Origin of the sequence: Sorangium sp. So ce185 (assembly GCF_051526825.1) — a bacterium.
Taxonomy (GTDB): domain Bacteria; phylum Myxococcota_A; class Polyangia; order Polyangiales; family Polyangiaceae; genus Sorangium; species Sorangium cellulosum_D.
Window position 1 is genome coordinate 2,670,931 of record NZ_CP150316.1, and the last position, 23,314, is coordinate 2,694,244.

General features: G+C 70.9%; 13 protein-coding genes. 5 read left to right on the forward strand and 8 right to left on the reverse strand.

Features of this window, described 5'->3' with window-relative positions; translation table 11 throughout:
* Positions 1-1,486 precede the first annotated feature (1,486 nt).
* From WMF26_RS09935 to WMF26_RS09945, 3 genes are read right to left on the reverse strand one after another with little or no spacing between them, the layout of a single operon-like run.
* Positions 1,487-3,067, reverse strand: coding sequence for a hypothetical protein (locus WMF26_RS09935; protein WP_438000124.1), 1,581 nt, complete (start codon positions 3,065-3,067; stop codon positions 1,487-1,489).
* A 36-nt stretch (positions 3,068-3,103) separates the two neighbouring features.
* Positions 3,104-4,726, reverse strand: a complete 1,623-nt coding sequence (locus WMF26_RS09940) for a hypothetical protein (RefSeq protein ID WP_438000125.1) — start codon at positions 4,724-4,726, stop codon at positions 3,104-3,106.
* Positions 4,727-4,740: 14 nt separating this feature from the next.
* A complete protein-coding gene (locus tag WMF26_RS09945; RefSeq protein ID WP_438000126.1) occupies positions 4,741-5,772 on the reverse strand; it encodes a tetratricopeptide repeat protein in 1,032 nt (343 codons plus the stop codon).
* A gap of 520 nt (positions 5,773-6,292) precedes the next feature.
* Between WMF26_RS09945 and WMF26_RS09950 the strand changes: the two genes are divergently transcribed.
* The 4 genes from WMF26_RS09950 (at position 6,293) to smpB (ending at position 10,373) form a co-directional block, all read left to right on the forward strand.
* Complete coding sequence (locus tag WMF26_RS09950) at positions 6,293-7,315, forward strand: RNA polymerase sigma factor (protein WP_438000127.1); 1,023 nt, start codon at positions 6,293-6,295, stop codon at positions 7,313-7,315.
* Positions 7,316-7,356: 41 nt separating this feature from the next.
* On the forward strand, positions 7,357-8,025 hold the full coding sequence (locus tag WMF26_RS09955) for an RNA polymerase sigma factor (protein ID WP_438000128.1): 669 nt from the start codon (positions 7,357-7,359) through the stop codon (positions 8,023-8,025).
* A 650-nt stretch (positions 8,026-8,675) separates the two neighbouring features.
* The gene (locus WMF26_RS09960) at positions 8,676-9,623 is read left to right on the forward strand and encodes a hypothetical protein (RefSeq protein WP_438000129.1); all 948 of its coding nucleotides are present in this window, start codon (positions 8,676-8,678) and stop codon (positions 9,621-9,623) included.
* 261 nt (positions 9,624-9,884) lie between these two features.
* On the forward strand, positions 9,885-10,373 hold the full coding sequence (gene smpB / locus WMF26_RS09965; protein ID WP_438000130.1) for an SsrA-binding protein SmpB: 489 nt from the start codon (positions 9,885-9,887) through the stop codon (positions 10,371-10,373).
* Positions 10,374-10,402: 29 nt separating this feature from the next.
* On the opposite strand, the gene WMF26_RS09970 is transcribed toward smpB, so the two are convergent.
* The 3 genes from WMF26_RS09970 to WMF26_RS09980 form a co-directional block, all read right to left on the reverse strand.
* Positions 10,403-10,663 (reverse strand): CPCC family cysteine-rich protein, encoded by a 261-nt coding sequence (locus WMF26_RS09970; RefSeq protein ID WP_438000131.1) that lies wholly within the window; start codon positions 10,661-10,663, stop codon positions 10,403-10,405.
* Positions 10,664-10,760: 97 nt separating this feature from the next.
* Positions 10,761-11,054 (reverse strand): hypothetical protein, encoded by a 294-nt coding sequence (locus WMF26_RS09975; protein WP_438000132.1) that lies wholly within the window; start codon positions 11,052-11,054, stop codon positions 10,761-10,763.
* 585 nt (positions 11,055-11,639) lie between these two features.
* Positions 11,640-12,944, reverse strand: a complete 1,305-nt coding sequence (locus WMF26_RS09980) for a peptidylglycine alpha-amidating monooxygenase (RefSeq protein ID WP_438000133.1) — start codon at positions 12,942-12,944, stop codon at positions 11,640-11,642.
* Positions 12,945-13,906: 962 nt separating this feature from the next.
* Here WMF26_RS09980 and WMF26_RS09985 point away from each other — a divergent pair.
* Positions 13,907-15,346, forward strand: a complete 1,440-nt coding sequence (locus WMF26_RS09985) for a serine/threonine-protein kinase (RefSeq protein WP_438000134.1) — start codon at positions 13,907-13,909, stop codon at positions 15,344-15,346.
* A gap of 103 nt (positions 15,347-15,449) precedes the next feature.
* On the opposite strand, the gene WMF26_RS09990 is transcribed toward WMF26_RS09985, so the two are convergent.
* Together WMF26_RS09990 and WMF26_RS09995 are read right to left on the reverse strand one after the other, a co-directional pair.
* Complete coding sequence (locus WMF26_RS09990; protein WP_438000135.1) at positions 15,450-21,542, reverse strand: AAA family ATPase; 6,093 nt, start codon at positions 21,540-21,542, stop codon at positions 15,450-15,452.
* 263 nt (positions 21,543-21,805) lie between these two features.
* The gene (locus WMF26_RS09995) at positions 21,806-23,311 is read right to left on the reverse strand and encodes a dihydrolipoamide acetyltransferase family protein (protein ID WP_438000136.1); all 1,506 of its coding nucleotides are present in this window, start codon (positions 23,309-23,311) and stop codon (positions 21,806-21,808) included.
* Between the last annotated feature and the right edge of the window lie 3 nt (positions 23,312-23,314).

Genomic DNA, 23,314 nt, shown 5'->3' on the forward strand with positions numbered 1-23,314 from the left:
TCGCTCCCGCATGCGACTTGAGTTACGACTGCGAGACAGTGGAGCCGGGAGGCGCAGGTGCTGGAATACCCACAGGCTCAGTAGGCGCTGGGATTACCTCAGGAACGGGGAAGACGACGGAGAAGGAGATGTAGATGGCGCGTCACAGGCGCTGATGGCTGGGTGCTCGCCGTCGAAGGACTGCTATGACATGTTCGACGACTGCGAAGACATCGGCGTGAAGTGTATTGTTGGATTCCCCGGATGCGATATCCATGGTAGCAGCCCGTGTAGGACCTGCCTCGACGCCTGCCTCAATGACAGGCCGTACCCACCGCAGTGTAAGTGTCGACAGTGTGGGTTCCGATGATGAGCTGCTCGCCCCAGGATGCCGTCTACGTCGCGCTAGGTAGAATCGCTCAATCAGAGCTCAGGAAGATTGTGTCTCCGGTGGTCGCCGAGGATGACAATATCCTTCTCGGTCCGTCGGGCGCACATCCGAAGCGTCATCGAGCCCTGCGAGCTCGGCACTGGGGAGTGGAGCCATCTGCCGAGCTCAACAATTATCTCGCTAGCTCTGACGGCAAACCGATCTGCGTGGCGCTGCCGCCGACGATCCGCGGCCTGGTGAGCTTCTCCAGGATCTGCGCTTCCGCGGCTGAGCGAGGGCGACAAGTCTTCATGATGGCGCTTGAGCCTGATGCGACGCTGGCAATGCCACGAGGGCCCGATCCGGCGGTAGAAGCCTATATCGATGTCGCGGACGTCTTGCAGCGAAAGCCATCCGTCGCTCGGTGTTCTGAGCTTGAGATCGTGCTCGCCGCCACTCTCTGGAAACTATGGTGTCGCCGCTCCCCCGTGGCGATATCTAGATTTTGCGCGTCTGGTAGCGTGCTCCACCCGCAGCTTGCAAACCTTGGGCGCTATCATGCAGGGTACTTCCCGAGGCAGACTGCCGAGGGCCTGTTGCTGTCGCGGTTTGACGAGCTCCTCTTGCGGCAGCTTTCCGGCGAATGGATCGCGCCGGGTAAGGTGTTTTCCAACGGAATGAGGGCGAAGTCCGGGCTGCATGCGTGGCTCTCGCATGTTGGAGATTTTTACGTTCTCGAGCGGCTGTTGGCGTGGTCCCGTCATGACCGCGGATGCGTCGTCGAGTGTCAGGAGCATCCGGAAAGGTCGTCTGAATTGAGTAGATGGTCCTTTCGATGGCGTGCGGGAGGCGAAGAGATACTGGAGCAGCTGCCGAGCTTGCAAGCTGCACCACCGGTTTCCGTTGGAGGTGCTGTCGCGTACGACGCTGATCGCGCCTGGGTATGTCGCTTTGATGTGCGAGGCACACCTTACGTGACTCGGCTCGCCACGGCTCACGGCGCGGTCGGGGGTCGGATGGCTCTGGTTGCACGATGACTGCTCGCGCGCAACAAGCTTAAGCCCAGCTCGCTCGTCCTCCGGTGCTCCCGATCGGGCAAGGGGCAGCGGTCTCGGGCGGCGATCCCGGGTGCAGACCCTACGGCGAGAAGCGCATCGTCTCAGCAGCGAAGCCGCCGCTGCCTCGGTTCGCCTTGTCGCGCGTCTCATCGAGGACATCCGCGATGCCTCCCAGGCCCCCCGGGCCGATCTCGAACGTGACGCGATCCAGCGTGAGCTGCTCGTCATCAGCATACGCGATACCGATCGCGGGCCCCCCGGAGCCCCCGCCGCCGTAGCCGCCCGCGCCGCCCCAGCCGCCGTAGCCTCCTCGGCAGGCGTATTCGCCCCCCGGCTCCGGCGCCCGCCCCGGCGGGCCTCCTTGCACGCCCTGCGCGCCGCGTTGGCCTCGGCCCCCCATGCCTCCGGCGCCGCCCGGGCCCGTAATGATGCGCGTTTCCTGCAGCGTCAGCTTGCTGCCCGGATCGGCGAAGATCGCGATGCTCGCGCCGCCCGCGCCGCCGCCGCGACCGCCCGTGCCGCCGCAGCCGCCGCCGCCGCCCGAGCCCCCCGACGCGCCGCCCAGCGCCGCGTTGCCGCAGGCGCTCCGGCCCCCCGGCGCGCCGCCTCCCCCGCCGCCCCCCTGGCCGGGCGCTCCCGTGCCGCCCTGGCGGCCGGGCACGCCTTCCCACCCGGCCTGTGTGAGGCGTCCACCCTGGCCGGCTGCGCCCGGCTCGCCCGGCGCGCCGTCTTCCCCATCGCGGCCGTGCTCGCACCGGACGCCGTCCTTCGCTCCCGCGCCGCCCAGGCCCGTATCCCTGGGGTTCGCGGCCGGCAGCGGCTTGCCGTCTTCGGCATCGCCACCGCGGTCCGGGGTCCCGTCGCCCCCTTTGCCGCCGGTCGACACCATGTCGCCGCACACGGTCGTCACGGCGGGCGCGCCGGCCACGGTCGCTGCCGAGCAGGCGTCCCTGCCGATCGCTCCGATCTCCCCGTACGCTGGCTGCGGATCAACGTAGACCGCATCCTCGCCGTGCTTGCCTCCGCCGCCCCTGTCCGCCTCGATGACGCTCCGAAGCACCTCCACGACCGCGCCCGGCTCAAGCCTCATCGCGATGGAGGAGCGATCCGGCTGCAGTCTGCGCTTGTGCTCCACGTGCATATCCACGATCGTCGATACGCCGTCGGTGACCCCCTCGCCGTCGTCCTGCGCTGCCACCACGGTGATCGGCGGACCCCCCTCGTCTGGTGAATAGAGGGTCGCCGGCTTGTTGGTTATCCCTTCCGTGTAGTAGCGCCATCTCGCCCAGCAAGCGAACCCGCCCCACACATCGATGCCGGAGGGCAACGTGATACCCTCGGCGTAAGAGTCGGGGCAGACGAACACCCGCCCGCGAGCACGCGGAGCGAGCGCGACCGCACGGGCGAGCGTCTTCACCGGTTTCTCCATCGTGCCGGGGTTGCTATCGTCTCCAAACGATCGGCTCGCGAACACCCCGCACCCGGCCAGTACGCGCAGCGCGGCGAGCCCCTCGAGACACTCCTCCTCCGAGGGCGCGGCCGCGGGCTCTCGGTCGCAGGTGCTCCCTTCCGCGCACGGCGGGGCGAACGGCTCCGTCCCGCACCCCAGGGCGGCCGGAGAGGACAGCAGCACGATCCATGCAGCGGCTGTGATCTTCATGATCCTCTCTCCCTGATCATTCCCGTGCGAACGGCCTCATTGGGGCGGCACAATCAGCTCGGGGAACTCCCAGAGGACGGCGGTCCGGCCGTCCTCCCCTTTGGTGTTATCGTCGCTCGGATCGCCTCCGCGTCCACCGGCACCAGGGGCTCCCCAAGCCCAGTCGGCGCTCTCCGTGAGGTGAACGCTGCTGTCCACGAGCGCGACGGCAATGGCCACGCCCCCGAGCCCTCCGCCGCCATGGCCGCCTTTGCCGCCGGTGCCGCCGACCCCGCCCCCGCATGCATAGTAGGCTGCGGGTGCGACAGCTCCCCGGGCGCCGGGTGAACCGCCCCAGCCACCCTCTTGCCCCGTCCCTCCGTTGCCGCCGCGCCCCCCATTGCCGACGATAACGTCCGTCTTGTCCACCATGACGTGAGCATGCAACGCGATGATCCCGAAGCTACCGCCTCCGTAGCCGCCGCCTCGGCCACCGCGCCCCCCGCAGCCGCCGCCCCCGCCCGAGCCGCCGGACGGTCCGCCTTGCGGATCCACAGGGCGGCACTGCCCATTCGTTCCGACACCGCCCCCGCCGCCGCCTCCCTGGCCAATCTCCCCGTTCTGGCCGTCCTGTCCCGAGAAACCCTGCCAGCCGCGCGCGCTGATGGTTCCGTACTGGAGCCGGTCGTCCAAACCCGTCCCGCCGCCGATCCCGTTCGCGCCGGGCTCACCTGGGTGGCCATCATCGCCGGGCGTACAGGTCATCGCCCCGCCCTTTCCCCCTTCACCGTCCTCCATCGAGCCAGGCCTCGGTGCCACGCCAGCCGCTGGCGCGCCTGGCTCACCGTCGCCTCCCGCAGCGACGTTGCCCTCGCCGCCCGCGCCGCCGATGGAGGTCGTGCCGTCCTCGCACATGGTCACCGCCGGCGGCGCGCCCTCGGTCCAGTCCGCCAGGCACCCCGGCGCGCCTGGATGGCCAGGCGCCCCATCCGGCGCCCGCCATGCTTGGGGAGCGCTCTCCCCATCCGCCCCATCGGCCCCGTCCCCCGCCAGGATCTCGCTCGACACCACCTCCACCGCCGCGCCCTCGCCCACGATCATCCCGATGGCCGACCCGCTCGGCCGGACCGCATCCGCCGCCACGAGCCGCACCCCGAACACCACCGACGTCCTGCTCTCCTGGCGTGCCTCCACCGTGAGCGGCACCCGCCCCGGCGCCGTCACGATCCCGCTAAAGCTCTCCCCGCCGCCCCAGGTCCACGCCTGCGCGCCGCAGTCCCGCCCGCCCCAGATCGCGACCCCCGACGGCAGCACGACCGCCTCCTCGAAGTCCTCCGCGCACGCGTACACCCGCCGCGTCCCCCCGGGCTCCGCCGCCTTTTCCACCGCGCGCCGCAGCGTCCTCACGGGCGCCTCCCTCGTCCCGTCGCTCGCGTCGTCCCCGTGCCGCGCGACGAACACCCCGCACCCGTCCTTCGCCGGGCTCGTCGCGGGATCGCCGTCGCACGGCGACGCCGGCAGCGTCGGGGGCGTCTCGCCGGGGAGCGGATGGCACGTGAAGCTCCTCGCGCAGTCCTCGGCATAGTAGCAGCCGGCGCCCCCCGAGACGCTTCCGCAGCCGAGCACGATCAGCGCGACCGAACGCAGCCTCGCTCGACCTCGCCGCCGGCGCATCTCCATCGTCCCTCCTGGCCTCACCACGCGCCCTGAAGGATGAGCCCGGACTGCGTTCTCGTCGCGCTCGGCACCACCTGCACGCCTCCGCGGGGCGGCGTCTCGTCCAGGAGCCACCCTTCCGCGAGGAACGACGCCGCCGTCGCGATCCCGAACACCGCCCCCGTCGCCAGCGCCACGTTGCCAAGCGTCGCGAACAGATCCCGCGCGGCCAGGTCCCTGCGGATCTCCGCGCAGGCCGATGGCGCGTCCGGCCACCAGCACGTCGTCGGCGTCCAGCCTTGCCGGCGGAGCGCCACCTCGCGCTCGGCGAGATTGCCGTCGATCACATCGGCCCGCAGCAGGAACACCGTGCCGGCCGCCACCGCGGCCGTCGCCAGCGCCGCGCCCCCGATCCGCAGCTCCGTCAGGGGCACCGCCGGCCGGGCCGCCGGACCTGGCGACGGAGCCGCCGACCGCGCCGCGCCAGCGCCGGCCGCCTCCGGCGCCCGTGCGCCGCGCTCCGGCGCGCGAGGCAGCTTCAGCGCCAGCGAGATGTCCTTGCCTGCCTGCCCCTCGAACGCGCTCACCGCCTCGGCGTGGCCATCGAGCCGGGCCCGCACGGTGTGGTGCCCCGGCTCCAGGAACAGCTCGTAGGTCGGCGCCGGGCGCCCCAGCGCTTTGCCATCGACGAACACCTCGGCGTCGGGCGGATTGACCCCCAGGTAGACGGTCGCCACGCGGCGCTCCGCCTGGAGCAGGCCGTCTTCCGCGCGTTCCCGGAGCGCGCGGCGGAGCCCGTCGCGGTGCCTCAAGCTCTGCGCCAGGTGGTCCGCCGCGTCGCGGTACCTGCCCAGCGCGAGCTCGCACAGGCCGAGCTCCGCCGCGATCTCGGCGCGTTCCGCGTCGGTCGTCCACGCCGCCTCAGCCGCTTCGAGGGCCGCTTCGTATGCCGCCTCGGCCTCGACCCACCGTCCGGCGTCGCGCGCCTGCCGGGCGAGGCGCAGCGGATTCGCCGTCGTCGATGCCTCGTGCGCGCCCGAGATCGCGTGGGGCTCTCGCGCGCCCGCCACGCCCTCCTGCGCCGCGATGACGCCAAGGAAAACGCACGTCACGAAGGCGCAGCGCGCGCGGCACACCGCTCGGTGGATACTCCTTCGTGCGGGCCCATGTCAACGAGCCGGTCCCCGGAAGCGCTGGGGGTTCTCGTTGTTGATCGTTGTCGATGGCGTTCGAGACGGCCAGAGTCGTCACTGGAGCAACGACCGAAAGAGAACCGGAGCATCGATGAAGTAATGCCGTGACCTCACTGCGGGGGACCGGAGGTCAGAGGCCGGAATGGGGCAGGGGGCCACGGCGGAGCTGGGCAACGGCTCAGCTCCGCCGGCAGGCTGGATCTGCAAGTCTGCACGAAGGACATCTCGCCGGGCCCGCGTCCCGCCTCGTCGCCATGTCGCCATCGTGTGCCGTGCGTGGCGCCGCCTGTCCCACCCTCTCTCGCGGGCCCGGTCGATTTTTGGACCATCGGGCCGGGCTCGGATCGTCTGGTGGGTCGTGGACCGAGCAACGCCGACCTGCCTTCTACCCGCCCGCGTGAGATCGCTCGCCAGCTACGTCGGGGTGCCCGCGCGGGATCTCGACGACGTCATGCAGGACGCGATGGTGCGGCTGTGGGAGAAGCGAGAGCAGGCGCGCTCGGCCGCGAATCCGAGCGCCTTTCGCGACAGCGTCGTCCTGAACGCGGCCCGCGATCACCGGCGTGCGGCGCGCAGGCGCGAGGAGGCGCTCACGGGCCTCGACGAGGCGGCGCTCTGCGACGAGCGAAAGAGCCCCGAGGAGCACGCCATCGCGCGCCAGGAGGCGGCGCTGGTGCGGCAGCTGATCGAGCAGATCGGCGAGCGGCGCCGCGCGGTCTTCATCGCGTGCGAGCTCCTGGAGCGGCCGATCGCCGACGTCGCTCGAGAGCTGGAGATCCCGCTGGAGACCGCGCGGAGTCGCCTGCGCCGCGCCCGGGTGGAGTTCGAGGAGGCGGCCGCCCGCTGGGAGGCGAGGCAGCGGGGCCGCGGCGTCCGGCGGCTGCGCGCCGTGCTGTTCGCGCCCTGGCTCCTGGAGCGGCGCTCGTTCCGGCGTGGTGGTTCGGCGCGTTGGGTGGCGCCGGGCTTCGCCATCGCGTGCGCGGCGGCGCTCGGCACGCTGGCCGCGGGCCCGAGGGAGCCCGTCGAGCCGCTCCGCACGTCCATGGCCGCCGTGGTCTCCCGGAGCACGCTCGTGCCGGCGACCGCGCAGGCCGGGCGGGATCCCGCCGAGCCGGCGCGCGTGGACCAGGCGCTGGACGGCGCGGTGACGGCGCCTCGGGCGCTGGCCGCGGCGGTGGCGGCCACTGCCGCCCTCGCCATGCCGGCAGGCCCCGCCGTGCCGCCAGGCCGGCCCGCGGCGCGGCGCCCGGCGATCGGCGCACGCGAGCGAGATCTGGTCGCCCGCGCGCGGACGGCCGTGGAGGCCGGTGATGTCGCGTCGCTCGTCGAGGCGCGACGCATGCTGGAGGAGCACGGACGCAGGTTCCCGCGGGGCCGCATGGCGCGCGAGCGCGAAGCGCTGCTGGATCGGATCCGGTGAGGAGCGCGCAGCGGGCCATCGCCGAGCGCGAGGCGGCGCTCGTGCCGAAGGCGGTGCTGGGATCTCGGCAGAACGAGGCGAAGCGCGCGACATCCCGTGACCGGGCGGACGCGTTTCACGATCTCTTTCGGGCCGAGACGGCTCGGCGCGTTCACCGGTGGCTCGGGAAGCTCCGCGTACCCGAGCGCGATCGAGGCGATCTGAGCCAGGATGTCTTTCTCGCGGCCATCATGGGCTTTGGCACCTACGACCCCTCGCGTGGCGAGGTCGCGCGGTGGCTGAATGGCATTGCGGTGAACGTCGCTTCGCGTTACCACGCGAAGGCTTCTCGACGGAACGAGATCCTCACGGATCCCGCAGCGCTGTGCGAGGCCGGCGGCAGCGCGACGGCGATCGAGCGCCTGCTCGCGGCGGAGCGGCGGCGCCTGCTGAGAGCACTCGTCCTGGAGTTGCCGTTCGAGCTGCGCTCGGTGCTCGTCCAGCACGACCTCCACGAGATCGCCGTGAGAGACATCGCCGAGATGCGAGGGATACCCGCCAGCACGGTCTACAGGTGGCGCATGAGAGCGCTCGATGGCGCGCGGGAAGCGCTCGCGAGGCGCATCGCCGCGGAGGAGGAGCGCTGCGAGAAGCCCGGTCGCGCAACCGGTTGTCGGAAGGCAGCTCGGCAGCCCCCGCGGAACCGGAACCGGTTACGGGCAGGCAGCTGAGCAGCCTCGCGGAACCGGAACCGGTTGTCGGAAGGCAGCTCGGCAGCCCCCGCGGAACCGGAACCGGTTACGGGCAGGCAGCTGAGCAGCCTCGCGGAACCGGAACCGGTTACGGGCAGGCAGCTCGGCAGCCCCCGCGGAACCGGAACCGGTTACGGGCAGGCAGCTGAGCAGCCTCGCGGAACCGGAACCGGTTACCGACAGGCAGCTGGGCAGCCCTCGCGGAACCGGACCCGGTTGCGGTCAGGCAGCTGGGCAGCCCTCTCGGAACCGGACCCGGTTGCCGGCAGGCAGCTCGGCAGCCCTCGCCCGAACGGGTCTGCCCGATCCATAACCCTCGGCCTCCAGGCCCCGCACGGCGCCGGCCCCGCAAGATGCCAGGGGCGCGCGCGGCGGCAGGGCGGCCCCTCCCGTCGGCCCATGCAGGCACGCCACCTATGCTGGAACATTACGACACAAGCCGTGGCGCAACATTACGACACTGAGGAGCACGCGTTCGGAATTGACAGCAAGATGAGGGTGACTATCCCTGACCGGAACGTCCGGCGCGCGCCGGGCGGTCACATCGCGTCCAGCACGGGGGTGGGGGAGCATGGCGTATCTATTCTTCCGCCTCTCCGCGGCGCACATCGACGAGAGGTGATTCCCTCATGGCCAGACCGTTCTCCAACAAGAAGAAGCCGACGCCCAAGAAGCCCGCGGCCCCGCTCAAGGCGGCGACCGCGTTCAACGAGGCCCTCCCCGAGATCGAGGCGCTGAGCGCGGATCGGCTCATCGCCGTCAACCTCGACATTCCGCGGGTGGTCTCCCAGGTGCTGGGCGTGCTGCCCGGTCTCCTCGCGCTCCGCCCCGATATCGCCGAGCAGCTGCAGAAGCACGACGTCGCGCTGCTCGAACGGCTGGAGACGTACGCGCTCGCCGCGTGGTACGCGCACCTCGTATGGCTGTCCAGCGGAGGCACCGAGAGCGCGCTGAAGCCGCTCGTCGAAGAGGCGGTCCCGCTCCGCGAGAACCTCTTGGGCGACGCCGAGGCGCTCGCCCGCCGCGGCCTGCTCGACGCGGAGACGGTCGCGGAGATCCGCGCGGGACAGGGGCACATCGACACGGCCAACGATCTCGTCGCGCTCTCGGCGCTGTTCAGCGGGAGCTGGTCGGAGATCGCCGGCAAGACCGCGGCGACCGAGGAGGAGGTCAATCGCGCCGGCGAGCTCGGGCCGCAGCTCCTCGCCGCGCTCGGCGTGAGGGAGCACGGCAAGGGGCCCGGGCCGACCGAGGCCGCGGACACGAGGGCGCGCGCGTTCGCGCTGCTCGTGCACGCCTACGATCAGACCCGCCGCGCGATCGCCTACCTCCGCTGGAACGAGGGCGACGCCGACACGATCGCGCCGTCGCTCTACAAGGGCCGCGGTGGTCGCGCGGCATCGTCGAGCGACGCCGCGGCGCCGCAGGACGACGCCCCGACCGCCCCGACGGCGCCGGCGTCGCCTGCGCCTCCAGTGGCGCCGCTGGCCACGGCGGCGCCGGCGGCATCCGGTGCTGCGCCGCCGGCCGCGGCGGTATCCGGCGCGGCGACCAACGGCGCGCCGCCCGTCACCTAGAACGACGATGAGGCAGCCCCGAGGTCAATGGCTCTAGCGCTCTCTCTCCGCCGCTGGCCGACCTCGGCTCGGCAGCAGTAGCGGCATCCGCTCTCCCGGCTGCGCGGAGCGGCCCCCGACCTCGACCCAGGGCCGCCCCGCGGCGACGGAATTCGCGCTGGCTGAGCCACGGTGCGCGCATCGCTGTTCGAAGCAGCCGGGCAGGGGGCTCGCGCGGCTCCATGGTCGGGGGGCACGGGAGCGTCGTGCTAAGGTCCCTCCGTGCCGAAGGAAAAGGTCAGGCCGGGCGAGGTTCTCATCGCGCGCAACAAGCGCGCAGGCTTCGATTACGATCTCGGTGACCGGTTCGAGGCGGGGATCGTCCTCAAGGGGAGCGAGGTGAAGATGCTCCGCGACGGCAAGGCCGACTTGACCGACTCGTTCTGCACGGTCCTGCGGGGAGAGGCGTTCTTGCACGGCGTGAGCATCGCCGCGATGGCCGGCGCCGCCTTCGGCCACTTGCCGAAGGGCGCGCGCAAGCTCCTGCTCCACCGGCGCGAGATCGAGCGCATCGACCATTCGATCGCCCGTGAGGGGATGACCGCCATCGCTACCCGGCTCTACTTCAAGAGCGGCTTCGCCAAGGCCGAGATCGCGCTGGCGAGGGGGAAGAAGATCTACGACAAGCGCGAGGCCATCAAGACGCAAGACGCCGAGCGCGAGGCGCGCGCCGTGGTGGTGCACGGACAGCGACGGTACGGACGCGCGTGACGCTCCGGCGAGCTCGCGGATGAGCAGCATCATCGAGGCACCCGCCGGAACCGGACGCGGTCCGCCACAGGAAGAACGTGAGCGAGCGCTCGATCGTCACAGGCGCCGATCCGACGGAAGTTGTCGCGTCCCTCCCGAAGCGTCATGTGGTTCGGCCCGGAATACTCATCGAGATCGCCGAGAGCCCCGCCGTCGTCCTCCCAAAAGCAGACCTCGCAGATCTCGTACTCGCCCCGGCAGGGCAAGGAAAAGTAGTCGCAGCAGGGACACTGAACACGATGGTCGCTCACGGCTTCCTCACCACGCCATGTCCGCCCAACGCCCGGCGACAATCAGCGGGCGAAGCCCGTCTGATTCATCGCCCTGTCGGGCCGCATCCGTCACCCGTCAGGAGAGCACTTCGGCGGCAGTCTTCGCCCCGAGGACGTTATCGATCCAGCGGTCGAGGGTCGCGACGTCCGTGCATGCCTGGATGCGCGCGCCCTCGTCCTCGGTGAGCGCCATCCCTGCACGAGCGAGCAGCCGCAACAGCGTATCCCTCTTGCCCTTGAGCTCGCCCTCACGGATGCCCTCGAGCTTGCCCTCACGCATGCCCTTGAGGTCGCCCTCACGCATGCCGCGATCGATGAGCTTCTGCACGAACGGGGGAAACGTCGCCTCGCCTTCGATCTGCCGTTCCATGACCAACGCCTCCAGAGCCTGCCGCATCGGCTCACGCAACGCGTTCCAGATGAGCTGAAATACACCATCGCGTGCTCGTGGTCGAGCCGGCCAAGGGCAGCGAGCGCGGCCTGGACCACGGCGAGCCCGTTCGGCCCGTTGCCGTGCGTCACCGCCGAGAGCACGGCGAGCTCCGTCTCCGACGCCGCTTCGGCTGGATCGGTGATCTCGGGCACGACGGCCGGGCCGAGCACCAGCGGCGCGACGTGGCCGAGACCCAGGCCGAGGTCGATGCTCTCCGCCGCCCAGGCGGAAGGCCTGCATGATCACACAAGGCCCGTTCTGTCGATGAGCTCGTACAGTCGGACTGCACGAGTCAGGAACGGCTCCGAGAATCTCGACTTTGCGGAACGCGTTTGCTTGTCCTATCCGCTCGCTGAAAGCGAAGCGATCGACGCGGCCGTCGGGGTGGCGCGCGGATCGAAGAGACCCTGGAAGGCGCCCGGCGGCGCGCGCGGTGCTCCTGTTCGCCAGGCTTACGAGCGCTCTCGCCGAACGGCGCGCGCCTCCGCTTGGGCACAGGCCGCGCGTCTTGCACGAGCTGGTCTATTTTGTCGTCACACAGGACGCGTCGTCCGTCGGAGTAGTCAACTCTATCTCTTGAGACGGATAGTACATCACGAAATTATAACACATCTCATCCACCGTCCGCTCCCCGAATTCCACGGCCCTGTTGCCCGGGTTGTCCCACGCGCAACGCGTCCTCACGGTGTCGCCGCCTCGAAGGATGGTATCGTTGTCGTACCAGATCTGGTTGTCGAAGTTCCACGGATCGGCGAGCCCCAGGTTGCTCGGCTCGCTGCCGTCCGTGGGCACCGTGTTGCTCGACAGGTGCTTGCCGAGATTGTGCATGTGCGGCATAACACTGATCACCGAAATCGTCCCCATATCCCGCGGGAACTGGTAATCGCAGCTCACGTCGAGCGAGCCGTGAGGCGGGATGTTGATGTCTTCTGTGCCGAACGAGAAGATGCCGGCGTCGTTGGGGCGGAGCTCCGTCGTCGTGCAGACGTTGAAGCCGGTGCTGTCTTGCTGCCCGTCGAGGCCCTTGATGTTGCTGTAGTGCACCTGGACTACGAAGTGTGCCGTGCCTTCCAGCGGGAAGCCCGCCTCTAGCGGCAGCTCCGTGGCCTCGCCGCCGGGCGCCCAGACGGACAAAAGAGCCCCCTGGATGTCGCCCCCCTCACAGGGCGTGGGCGTCGAGGGAGACGCCTCATCCGCCTTGAAGAGCAGGATATGGTGTACAATGGTGCTGTTGTCGATCTGGGGTGCGATCCCGACGAGGTGTCGTTTCTGGCCGATCTCTACATCGACCCCATAACACATATACTGGTCCTGGACGTCCTTCGGCATGACGTACGGCGCGGACGGCGCTAGCAGGACATCCGGTGTGCAGCTCAGGGTCGGAGGGTCGATGGTTCCGCCGCCGCCCGGGTCGACGCACGTCTCTTTACCGGCCGGCATGCCGGCGGCGATCCATTGATCGAAGATCGCGAGCTCCGCGGCGGTCAGGCGCTCGGTCGGGGGCGGAGGCATGGGGCGCGCGGTGTCGCGGGCGCGTGCGGCGACGAGCTCGTAGACCTTCTTGTTGGGATCGCTCACCGCGGGCGCGACCAGATCGCTCCGGTCGACCAGCGGGAGCGGCGCGCCGAACTTAGGGGACGCCCCGTGACAGGTCTGGCACTTCGTGGAGAGGATCTTGTCGACGTCGCACGGCAGCGCTTCCGCGTCGCCGTTCTCCGGACCGGAGCGGGATGAGCCGCTGCTGCCCTTCTCGGCGTCGCTGCACGCGACGACCACGAGAGCGGATAGTAAGGACAGCGCCGAGAACAAATAACGACTACGATTCATGCGAGCTCCTCGGGGAAAAGTGCGACCTGAATCGGCGTTCGAGGGTATCGAGCGCTGATCTGCAGCTTTTTGAAAGGGCGGTCGAAGAACGAGATTCCGAAAAACGCCGTCGAATTGGGTGGAAGAAGAGCGCGCGCCGCGAGCTCCCGAGAACAGCGGGAGACTTGGCGCGTGAGAGCACCGGCGACCCAGGTCTACGGACGGGCCGGCGACCTGGCGTCGGTGCTCCTTCGGTGAGTGCCCGCCCGCTCTGAGATCGTTCAACGGTGCGCTCACGCGGAAGGTATCGAGGCGCTCGCGCGCCAGGAGGCGCCCGTCCAACCGGGTGATGAGGACGCCGCCCCCCGGATCGCGTGTTCTCTACCGCGAGCGCGCCGCCACGTACCGCGCAGCCGGAATCGAGCTGCTCTCCACGTGGCGAGCTCCCGCTGGCGGTCACGAGAAGGCCGCGCTGCCGCCGGAGATCAGCTGCTCGGCACTACGAGCCATGAGCGACGCGCGAGCGGAAATGAAGTCGGCGTAAAGTCTGTCGCCGTCGCGGAATCCCCAAAGGGATCAAAGCGCGATCAAGGAAATCGTCCTTCTTCGTCGAAGGGATCGAGCCCCCTTGTGCATACCCACCTCGCGCCCGGCCCTCCCGGCGAGCGCCCATGCCGCCCTGGCCGCTCCGCCGCGCTCGTGCGCGACGCCGACGGAATCACCATCGAGGTCGTCCACCACGGCCGACAAGATCACGTTCCGACCTGGGCGAGGTCGCCGCCATCATGCGCCAACTCACCACCCTTGCGCACATGATGGTGGATCCGGCGACTCCCGAGCGAGGCGCTTCCACCATTCCTGATTCCAGTTTCGCCTTCCCGGTGGTATCGTAGCCGACATGCCCCGGTCTCGGTGGCCAGGAGCGTTGTCGCATCAGCGCGTCAACGAGCTTGGACACGGCGACGGCACGGAGGGTACCGCTCGTGTGGCAAGCATCGGCTTCCGCTGGACAATCTGACGCCAATCCCCCGATCAGCGCGCGTGCCGCTCTGGCGCGCGCCGGCCGCTCCGGCGACGCCGGCCCCGCCTCTTCCGCAGCCGGGCGGGGCGACGTCGCGCAGGACCCCCGGCGCAACCAGGTCGTCGCCGGGCGGTACAAGCTCCTGCGGCTGATCGGCCGCGGCGCCATGGGCGAGGTGTGGCTCGCGCACGACAGGGCCCTGCGCATCGACGTCGCGCTCAAGCTCCTCACCGTCCAGCGCGAGAGCCAGGCTGGCACCGCGCTGGAGCGCTTCCGGTTCGAGGCCCAGGTCGCGGCGCAGCTGGCGCAGAAGACCGACCACGTCGTCGCCGTGCGCGACGTCGGGAGCGATCCCGAGGCGGGTCCGTACCTCGTCATGGGCTACGTTCGAGGCCGGTCGCTGAGGCAGCTCATGCAGGAACGGGGGCCGATGTCCCCGGCGGAGCTCGCCCCGCTGCTCGGCCAGATCGGAGAGGCCCTCTCGGTCGCGCACGGCCTCGGCATCGTGCACCGCGACGTCAAGCCGACGAACGTGCTGCTCGAGGAGGAGCGGAGCGGCGAGGTGCGCGCCAAGGTCGCGGACTTCGGCATCGCCAAGTGGATCCGGAAAGACCTGCCAGCCGATTTCCCCCGTCGCACCGCCGACGGCGTGGTGCTGGGCACGCCGGCGTACCTGAGCCCGGAGCACGCATGCGACGGGGACACGAGCGCGCACTCGGACATGTGGGCGCTCGCGGTCGTCTCGTACGAGGCGCTCACGGGCCAGCTGCCCTTCCCGGGCCAGACCATGAGCGACGTGCTCGCCTCGATCCTGGCCAGCGCGCCGCCGCCGCGGTCGTCGCTGTGCCCGGCGGCGCCGCCAGCGCTCTCGGGCTGGTTCGCGCGCGCCTTCGCCCTGGATCCGACGGAGCGGTTCCCCTCGATGGAGGCCATGGTCGCCGCCTACGAGGCCGCGGTCGGCGCGTCGGCGGCGCCTGCGCGCGCCGAGCCCGCGCGCCGGGGCAAGCTGGGCCTCGCGGCCGGCCTCGTCGTGGCGCTCGGCGTCGTGCTGTCGACCGGCGCGCTGTGGGCGCAGGTCCAGGTCCCCGGCGCGCTGCGGGCGGCGAGCGTCGACGCGCGCGCCGGGGCCATCGTCCGCGCCGCGCAGGCGCGCATCGCCGCCCAGGCGAGCCCGCGCCCAGCGGCGCGCTCGGGGGACGCTGCGGCGGCCGCCGCCTACGCCCCCGCGCCCGAGGAGGCCGCCGCCCCGGCGGCCGCGCCGCGCCCCCTTGCCGCGCAACAGGCCGCGCGCCCGGTCGAGCCCCGCCCGGCGCCGCGGAGCGCGCGTGCTCCCCGCGGCGACCGCGGAACGAGCGCGAGGAACGCGCCCACCGAACGCGATCTGCTCAGGACGCGCCACTGAGCGGTGGGTCCGTCGCCTGGGGGCCGCGGCGCGAGCGCCCGGATCGGCGCCCTGGCGCTCAGCTCATCCCGAGGAACAGCCGATCGGGACCCTGCCTACCCGACTAGCCGGGCTCGCCCGCCTCCGGCGGGTTCAGCGGGAGCTCCACCACGAACGTCGCGCCCGCGCCCGGATGGCTCTCCACCCGGATGGATCCGCCGTGCGACATCACGATCGAGCGCACGATGTACAGCCCGAGGCCGAGGCCGCCGAAGTTCCGCACCGACACCGCGCGCTCGAAGCGCTCGAAGATCCTGCCCTGATCGGCCTCGGCGATCCCGATGCCCTGATCCCGGACGACCACCAGCGCGCGATCGGCCTTCCGCCGCACGCCGACGAGGATAGGCCTCTCTGCGCCGTACTTCATCGCGTTCGACAGGAGGTTGATGACGACCTGCTCCACGCGAGACGCGTCCCAGTCGCCGACCACGGGCTCGTCCAGATCGAGCTGGAGCGGGCAGCGGGCGTCCGCGAGCTGCGGGCGCATCCGGTCGACGACCTCGCGCGCCAGCGCCGTCAGATCGACCGGCGCCCGCGCGAGCGTCAGCCGCCCGGCGTTCAGCCGCGTGACGTCGAGCAGCTCGTCGACCAAGCGCCCGAGCCGCAACGTCTGGCGGCCGAGCGTCTGGAACATCCTCTCGAACCGCTCCGGGGGGACGTCCGCGAGCGAGCGGCGGCGCAGGGCGCGCTCGACCGCCTGGACCTGCATCTGCAGCGAGGTCAGCGGCGTCTTGAGCTCGTGAGACGCGACGACGAGGAACTCGTCCCGCCGCTGGATCGCCTCCTGGGCCTCGGCATACAGACGGGCGTTGTCGAGCACGAGCGCCGCGCGGCGCCCCAGCTCCTCGGCCAGCTGCAGGTCGGCGGGACCATGACGGCGCTCGGGCGCGGTCGCCAGCAGGGTCATGACGCCGAAGTACCGGTCGCGCGCGAGCAGCGGAACCCGCAGGAAGGAACGGACGCCGAGCCGATCCCAGGGTGGCCTGACCCGGGGGTCGAGCGAATGCACCTGCTGCAACAGCGGCGTGGCGCGGCCATCTTCCCCCTCGGATCCGGCCGGCGACGCCTCTGCTAGAGCGCGCAGCGCGTCCTTCAGCGCTCCCAGCTGCTCGCCGGGCACCCCTGCGACGGCCGTCGCACCCGGCGTCCTGTCTTCCAGGAGCACCTCGACGACGCACTGATCCGAGAGCTCGGGCACCGGGAGCTGCGCCACGCTCTCGAAGGTCGCGCCGTAGCCCAGCATCATCAGCTTGCGGCTCGCTTCGGCCAGGAAGCGCTCGGCCTGCTCGGCCCGCTTGCGGTCGGTGATGTCGGTGGAGATGCCGCCGACCGCGCGGGGCGCGTGCCCATTGCCGAGAGGGAACTTGACCGACAGGAAGGTGTGCGGCCCGCCCTGAAGCGGCACCTCCTCCTCCCACTCCATCGCCGCGCCCGCCTCGAGCACCTTCCGGTCGTGCTCGCGGATCATCTCGGCGACGGGCGCAGGGAAGAGCTCGGCGTCGGTCTTCCCGACGAGCTGCTCGCTCGGCAGGCCCACGGAGGTGCCCACATGCCGGTTGGCGAGCAGATATCGACCCTCGTGATCCTTGACGTAGATGGACGTCACCGAGTTATCGACGATGGCCTGGAGGATCTCCTGGTTGGCCTTCAGCGCCTGTTCCGCCCGCCGACGCTCGGCGTTCTCCTGCTCCAGCTCGGCGTAGAGCATCGCGTTCTCCAGCGAGATCGCCGACTGCGAGGCGAGCAGCTCGATGACGCTGAGCCGGCCGGGGGTGAAGGCGCCGGTGACGAGGTTGTTCTCCAGGTAGAGCAGGCCGATCTGCCGGGCCTGCCGCACGATCGGGAGGCACAGCACCGATCTCGGGCGCTTGCGCCGGAAATACTCGTCCTCCATGAAGGGGTGCCGGGCGGCGGCGTCGTCGATCAGCACGCGCTCGTGGCTCCGGCGAACGTAGTTGAGGACGGACTGCGGCAGCGCATCCGACCGCGCCTCGCCCGCGCCGAGCAGCCGTACCGCGCCTCCGGGCGCCCCGATCGCCGCCGCGGTCGACAGGCGATCCTCCCGGAGCAGGAGCACATGCCCCTCCTCGGCGCCCGCGTGCTCGACCATGGTGCGCAGCAGCGTCTCGAGCAGCCGCGGGAGCTTGAGCTCACCGGAGATGCTCTGCGAGGCCTTGACCACCGGCAGGACGTCGAACTGCTCGGCTCGCACGGCGAACGTGATGGTGGGGGCGATCGGCTTGCGCGGGGCGAGGTGGGGATAACGCTGATCGAGCTGCTCCACCTTGGCGTGAGCGCCCCACGTGAAGTAGGCAGCGCGTGCCCTTCGCAGGTAGCTGTCGGCGGGCGTGGTGAGGCCGCGCGCGCGGTAGAACCCCGCGGCGAGCTCGCAGGCGATCGCCTCGTGCTGGACGAAGCCGGCCTCCCGCGCCGATGTGATGGCCTGCTCGTAAAGCCGGCTGGCCTCCGGCTCGTGCCCCCGGAGCCGGGCGATCTCGGCGCGGACCAGAGCGTGCTTGTGGAGGAAGTTGTCGGGGCCGCTCCTGGCCCACTCGCCGAGCTGCCGCTCGCAGTCGAGGAGCCCCTCGGGCAGCGCCCCCAGCGGGGACGGCTGCGCCTCGTGCGCCTCGTGCGCTTCGTTGAAGAGGGTCGCGAGCGCGAGCGCGAGAACATAAAAGCTCTCGGCGACGACCGCGTGCGGCACGACCCTGGGGGGGTGTTCGGCGATCGCGCGGGTCGCCGCCGCCAGCGCCTCTCGGGGAGAGCCGAGCACGAAGAGCGCCTGCGCCTTCAAGCTGTAATAGAAGTCGCGAGCGGCCTCCAGCTTCCCAGCCTCCTCCAGCTGCGCCTCGAAGGCCGGCGGATCCAGCTCGGACCCGTCCAGCATCGAGAAGCGGACCGGCCTCCCGCGCAGCGTCTGGATCATGGCGTGGCCGCCGAGGAGGGCGTTGTGCGCAAACGGGTAACCGACCCTGTGCACGAAATCGAGGCGCTCCTTGACCTCGTGAAGCACGTCCTCCAGCGGCTCGCCAGCGAGCAGCGGGAACAGCGCGGCCCAGATGCAGTTGGTGCACGCCATGTTCAGGTCGCCGGACTCGACCGCGGCGCTGAAGCCGTCGCGCGTGTACGGATACGTCTCTCGGTAGTGGCGTGTCCAGAAGACGACATGGTGTCCGAAGAGGACGACCACCACCGATTTCGTGGTCAGGAGGCCGCTCCCGTCCGCCAGGTCCTGGGCAAGCCTGCCGAACAGGTAAGCCTCCTGGTATCGCCCGAACCTCGAGCTGATCACCATCGCGAAGGCGGCGTACGCGACAGCGGAGTGCTCGGCGTTGCCGTGGCGCAGGCTGAGCTTCACCATGCGCATGACGACGAGATTGTACAGGTTCGGGTCCACGAAGAATGCAGGGAGGGACATGCTCCGCAGGACGCCCATCGTGATCTTGATGTCCGGGTGCGTCATGGGGGGCAGGCGGATCAGGTCCTCGATGGCCCGATCGCCCAGGGCCTGCCAGACGCTCTCGGTCTCCTTCTCGATCTGTGCGTCGGTGGGGTGGAGCGGCAGATCAACGTCGCACGCGCGGAGGCACGAGAGCCCGATCTCCACCGCGCGGGCGTAGTTCCCGCGGGTGACGTTCAGCGCGGCGACGAGCGCGGCGGCGGCGGCCGTCTCGTGCCGGGTCCTCGCGCGAGCCATGAGCTCTTCCAGGCGCTGCTCGGCTTCCTCGAAGCTGCCGGTGATGTACGCGATGTGCGCGCGCTCGAAGGCCAGGTCATAGGTCAGCTCGTGCCGCGCCTCCCACGAGGCCGGCGCGAGCAGCGAGAGGCCCGCGGCGAAGAGCGCGGCGGCGGACTGGAAGGCCGCGGCGGCCTTGGCCTTCCTGCCGGCGCGGAGGTTCAGCGCCGCGACCTCATCCCGCTCCGCCTGGGAACGTAGAAGCGCGGCGCCGCGGTTGAGGTGGCCGACGACGTCGAAGAGCGCGTCGTCGCGCTCCTCCGCGCGTTGTGCCGAGAGGAGCAGCCGCCCGATCCCCAGGTGCATCTCGGCGAGCTGTCCCGCCGGGATGAGCGAGTAAGCGGCTTGCTGCACCCGGTCATGGAGGAATCGATAGGCGCCGTCTCGGCGGAGGAGCAGCCCCTCCCGCACGGCCTCCTCGAGCGCATCGCGGAGCTCCGCCGCCGGATGGCCCGCGACGATCGCGAGGGTGTCGAGGTCCAGGCTGCTGCCGAGGCACGCGGCGAGCTTGAGCGCGTCCCGCGTCGGGACCGAGAGCCGCAACAGCTTGCCCGCCATCAGCTCGACGACGTTGTCGGTGAACCCCTTGTCGCGGATCGCGGCGATGTCCCACCGCCACCTGCCCTCCTCCGCATCGAAGGTGACGAGCCCCTCCTGGTGCAGCGCGAGCAGGAACTGGAGCACGAAGAACGGGTTGCCGCCCGTCTTCTCGTAGACGAGCCGCGCGAGCGGCTCGACCTGCTCTGCGGGCGCGTGCGGCGCGTGGACCGTCTCGGCCACGAGCGCCTCGACGTGGGCGGCGGAGAGCGGCTCGAGGACGAGCTCGGAGACGGCGGCGCCGCGCTTGCGCGCCTCGGCCAGCGTGAGCCGCAGCGGGTGCGCGGGGCCGACCTCGTTGTCGCGGTACGCGCCGATCAGCAGCAGGTGCTCGGGCCCGGCGTAGGTGGCGAGCTGCTCGAGCAACTGGAGGCTTCCCGCGTCGGCCCACTGCAGATCGTCGAGGAAGAGCGCCATGGGGTGCTCCTTCCGGGCGCACGCGGCGACGACGCGCTGGAGGGTCGCGTGCAGCCGGCTCTGGGCCTCGGTGGGCGGCAGCTCGGGCACGGGCGGCTGCGGGCCGAGGAGCAGCCCGAGCTCGGGGAGCACATCGGCGAGCAGCCTGCCGCTTTCGCCGAGGGCCTCCCGGAAGCGCTGTCTCCAGCGCTCGACCTGCTCCTCGCTCGCGCCGAGGATCTCCTGCAGGAGCGCCCGGAACGCCTGAAGGAAAGCGCGGTAGGGGACGTCCCTCGCGGTTTGATCGAACTTGCCGGAGAGGAAGAACCCCCGCTCCCTCACGATCGGCCGGTGCAGCTCGGCGACGAGCGACGACTTGCCGATGCCCGCATAGCCCGACACCAGCACCAGCTCTGGCCGGCCCTGCGTCACCACCCGCTCGAACACGGCGAGCAGCGCCTCCACCTCGCGCTCGCGCCCGTACAGACGCTGCGGCACCTGGAACCGGTCGGAGACGTCGCGCTGACCGAGCGCGAAGGGCGGAATGGCGCCGCTCGCCCGCCACCTTGCGAAGCACTCGTCCAGATCGTACCGCAGGCCGGCCGCGCTCTGGTAACGCTCCTCGGCGGCCTTGGAGAGCAGCTTGAGCACGACCTCCGACAGGAGCGGGGGAATCGACGGGACGAGCGCGTGCGGCGGGACCGGCTTCTGGGCGATGTGGCAATAGACCCACGCGACGGGATCGCTGGCCCGGAACGGCAGAGCGCCCGTCAGCATCTCGTAGAAGGTGACGCCGAGGGAGTACAGATCGGTCCGCTCGTCGACCCAGCGGTTCATCCGGCCCGTCTGCTCCGGGGCCATGTAGGCCAGGGTCCCCTCGATGAGCCCGACGTGCTCGAGATGCTGGAGCTCGCGGGGTATCTGGGACGCAATCCCCAGGTCGGTGATCTTCACCTCGCCGGTGGCGGGGTGGAGGAGCACGTTCTGAGGCTTGATGTCCTTGTGAACGACGCCGTGCCGATGCACCGCGGCGAGCGCCTCCGCCATGCCGGCGGCGAGGGGGAAGAAGCGCTCGAGCGGCATCGGCCCGTCCAGGAGCCGATCGAGCGACACGCCGCCGAAATCCTCCAGGACCAGCGCCGGCTGATCGCCGAGCATCTCGAGCGCATAGGGCTTGACGATCGCCGTGCTCTCGAGCGCCCGAGCAACCTCGTACTCGTGACGCAGCCGCTCGCGGGCACGGCGGCTCGCGTGTTCGCGCCGGAGTATCTTGAGCACCACGGGAAGGCCGTCGCCCTCACGTACGCCCCGGTAAAGAAGGGTGTCTGAACCCTCGTAGAGGACCGCGATGATGGCGTAACGGGACGACGCACCGTGATTGGAGAAGACGGGAATGGTGGTGTCCGCAGGCGCCCTGCTACGGGTCATCGCGACACATGCTGCCATGCGTTGGCGCGCATCGCCCATCGCTTCGAGCGGGCGATGCGCCAGACATCGTCCGTCCTCCGCGAACCAGCGCGCGCCGCGCCCACACCGGCGCCGCCCTGTCGATGACATCGTGACAGGGCTCGTCGAAGAAGACGCCGACCAGGTGGGCTCGCGAGCCCGGTGAGACAGGGGGCGCTCGCTCGGCGCAGCGCGCAGGCGAGCCCACCAGGTGGGCTCGCGAGCGCGGCGACGCGGGGACGCGCTCAGCTCATCTCGAGGAACAGCCGATCGGGATCCTCCAGATACCCGATGATCTCGTAGGCGAACGCCGCCCCCACGTGACCGTCGATGATCCGGTGATCGAACGACAGCGACAGCAGCATCACCTCGCCGATCACGATCTGCCCGTCGCGCACCACCGGCTTCTGCTTCATCTGGTGGATCCCGAGGATCGCCACCTCGGGGAAGTTCAGGATCGGCGTCGCGAACAGCCCGCCTTGCTGGCCGAGCGACGTGATCGTGAACGTCGAGCCGCCGAGATCCTCCGGCTTCACCCGCCCTGCCTTCGTGTCCTCGCCGAGCCGCACGATCTCCTGCGCGATCTCCAGCACGCTCCGGCGATCCGCGTCGCGCACGACAGGCACGATGAGCCCGGCCTCGGTCGCGGAGGCGATGCCGATATGGTAGCTCTTCCGGACGACGATCTCCTGCGCGGCCTCGTCGAAGGTGCTGTTCAGCGTCGGGTGCTTCTTGAGCGCGGCGACGACGGCCTTCACGAAGAAGGGCAGGAACGTGAGCTTGACGCCCGCCTTCTCGGCCAGCGGGCGCAGGCGCGCGCGGCGCTCCTTCAGCGCGGAGACGTCGCACTCCTCGACGAAGGTGAAGTGCGCCGCCGTGTGCTTCGACCGCGACATCGCCTCGAAGATCCGCTTGCGCACGCCGCGCAGCGGGACGCGCTCGTCGCCCGCCGCCGCCGGCTGCCCGCGGCCGCGCTCCCCCTCGGGCCGGGCCGCCACGCGCACCGGCGCCTCGTCCAGCAGCTCGGCCTCCACGGCCGCCGCGCCCGCCGCCCGCTCCGGCGCGCCCGCCGGCCGCTTCGGCGCCACCTCGGACAGCGCCGGGGCCGTCACGGGCGCCACCTCGGCCGCCTCGGGCGCCTCCAGCGCCCGCACGTCGTCCTTCGTCACGCGGCCCCCGGGGCCGGTCGGCGGCACGCGCCGCAGGTCGACCCCGAGGTCGCGCGCCAGCTTGCGCGTCGCCGGCGTCGCCAGCGGCTTCTCGTTGAAGTAGGCCGCCGCGCCGGCGCCCGCGCTGCCGTTCGCCCACGCGGGCCGCGCCGGCACCATCAGGTTCATCCCCGGGAGGTCCTCCCGGATGTCGCCGACCGCCGTCGCCGCAGGCTCGGCAGGGCCGGTCTTCGCGGCGGATTGACGCATCCCCGCCCCGGACGAGGGCGACGGCGCCGCAGGCCGGCCGTGCGCGCCCGCGCCGGGCGGCGCCGGCGCCGGCGACGCGGCGGCGGACCGGTCGTCGAGATCGAACACCACGAGCACCGAGTGGACCGGGACCACCCCGCCCACCTTGCCCCGCGTCTCCACGATCCGGCCCGAGCGCGGCGACGTGATCGTCACCGTCGCCTTGTCGGTCATCACTTCGACCATCGGCTGGTCCTCGACGACCACGTCGCCCGGCGACACCAGCCAGCTGACGATCTCCCCCTCCGTGACGCCCTCGCCGATGTCCGGAAGCCTGAACTCGTACTTGCCCATGCG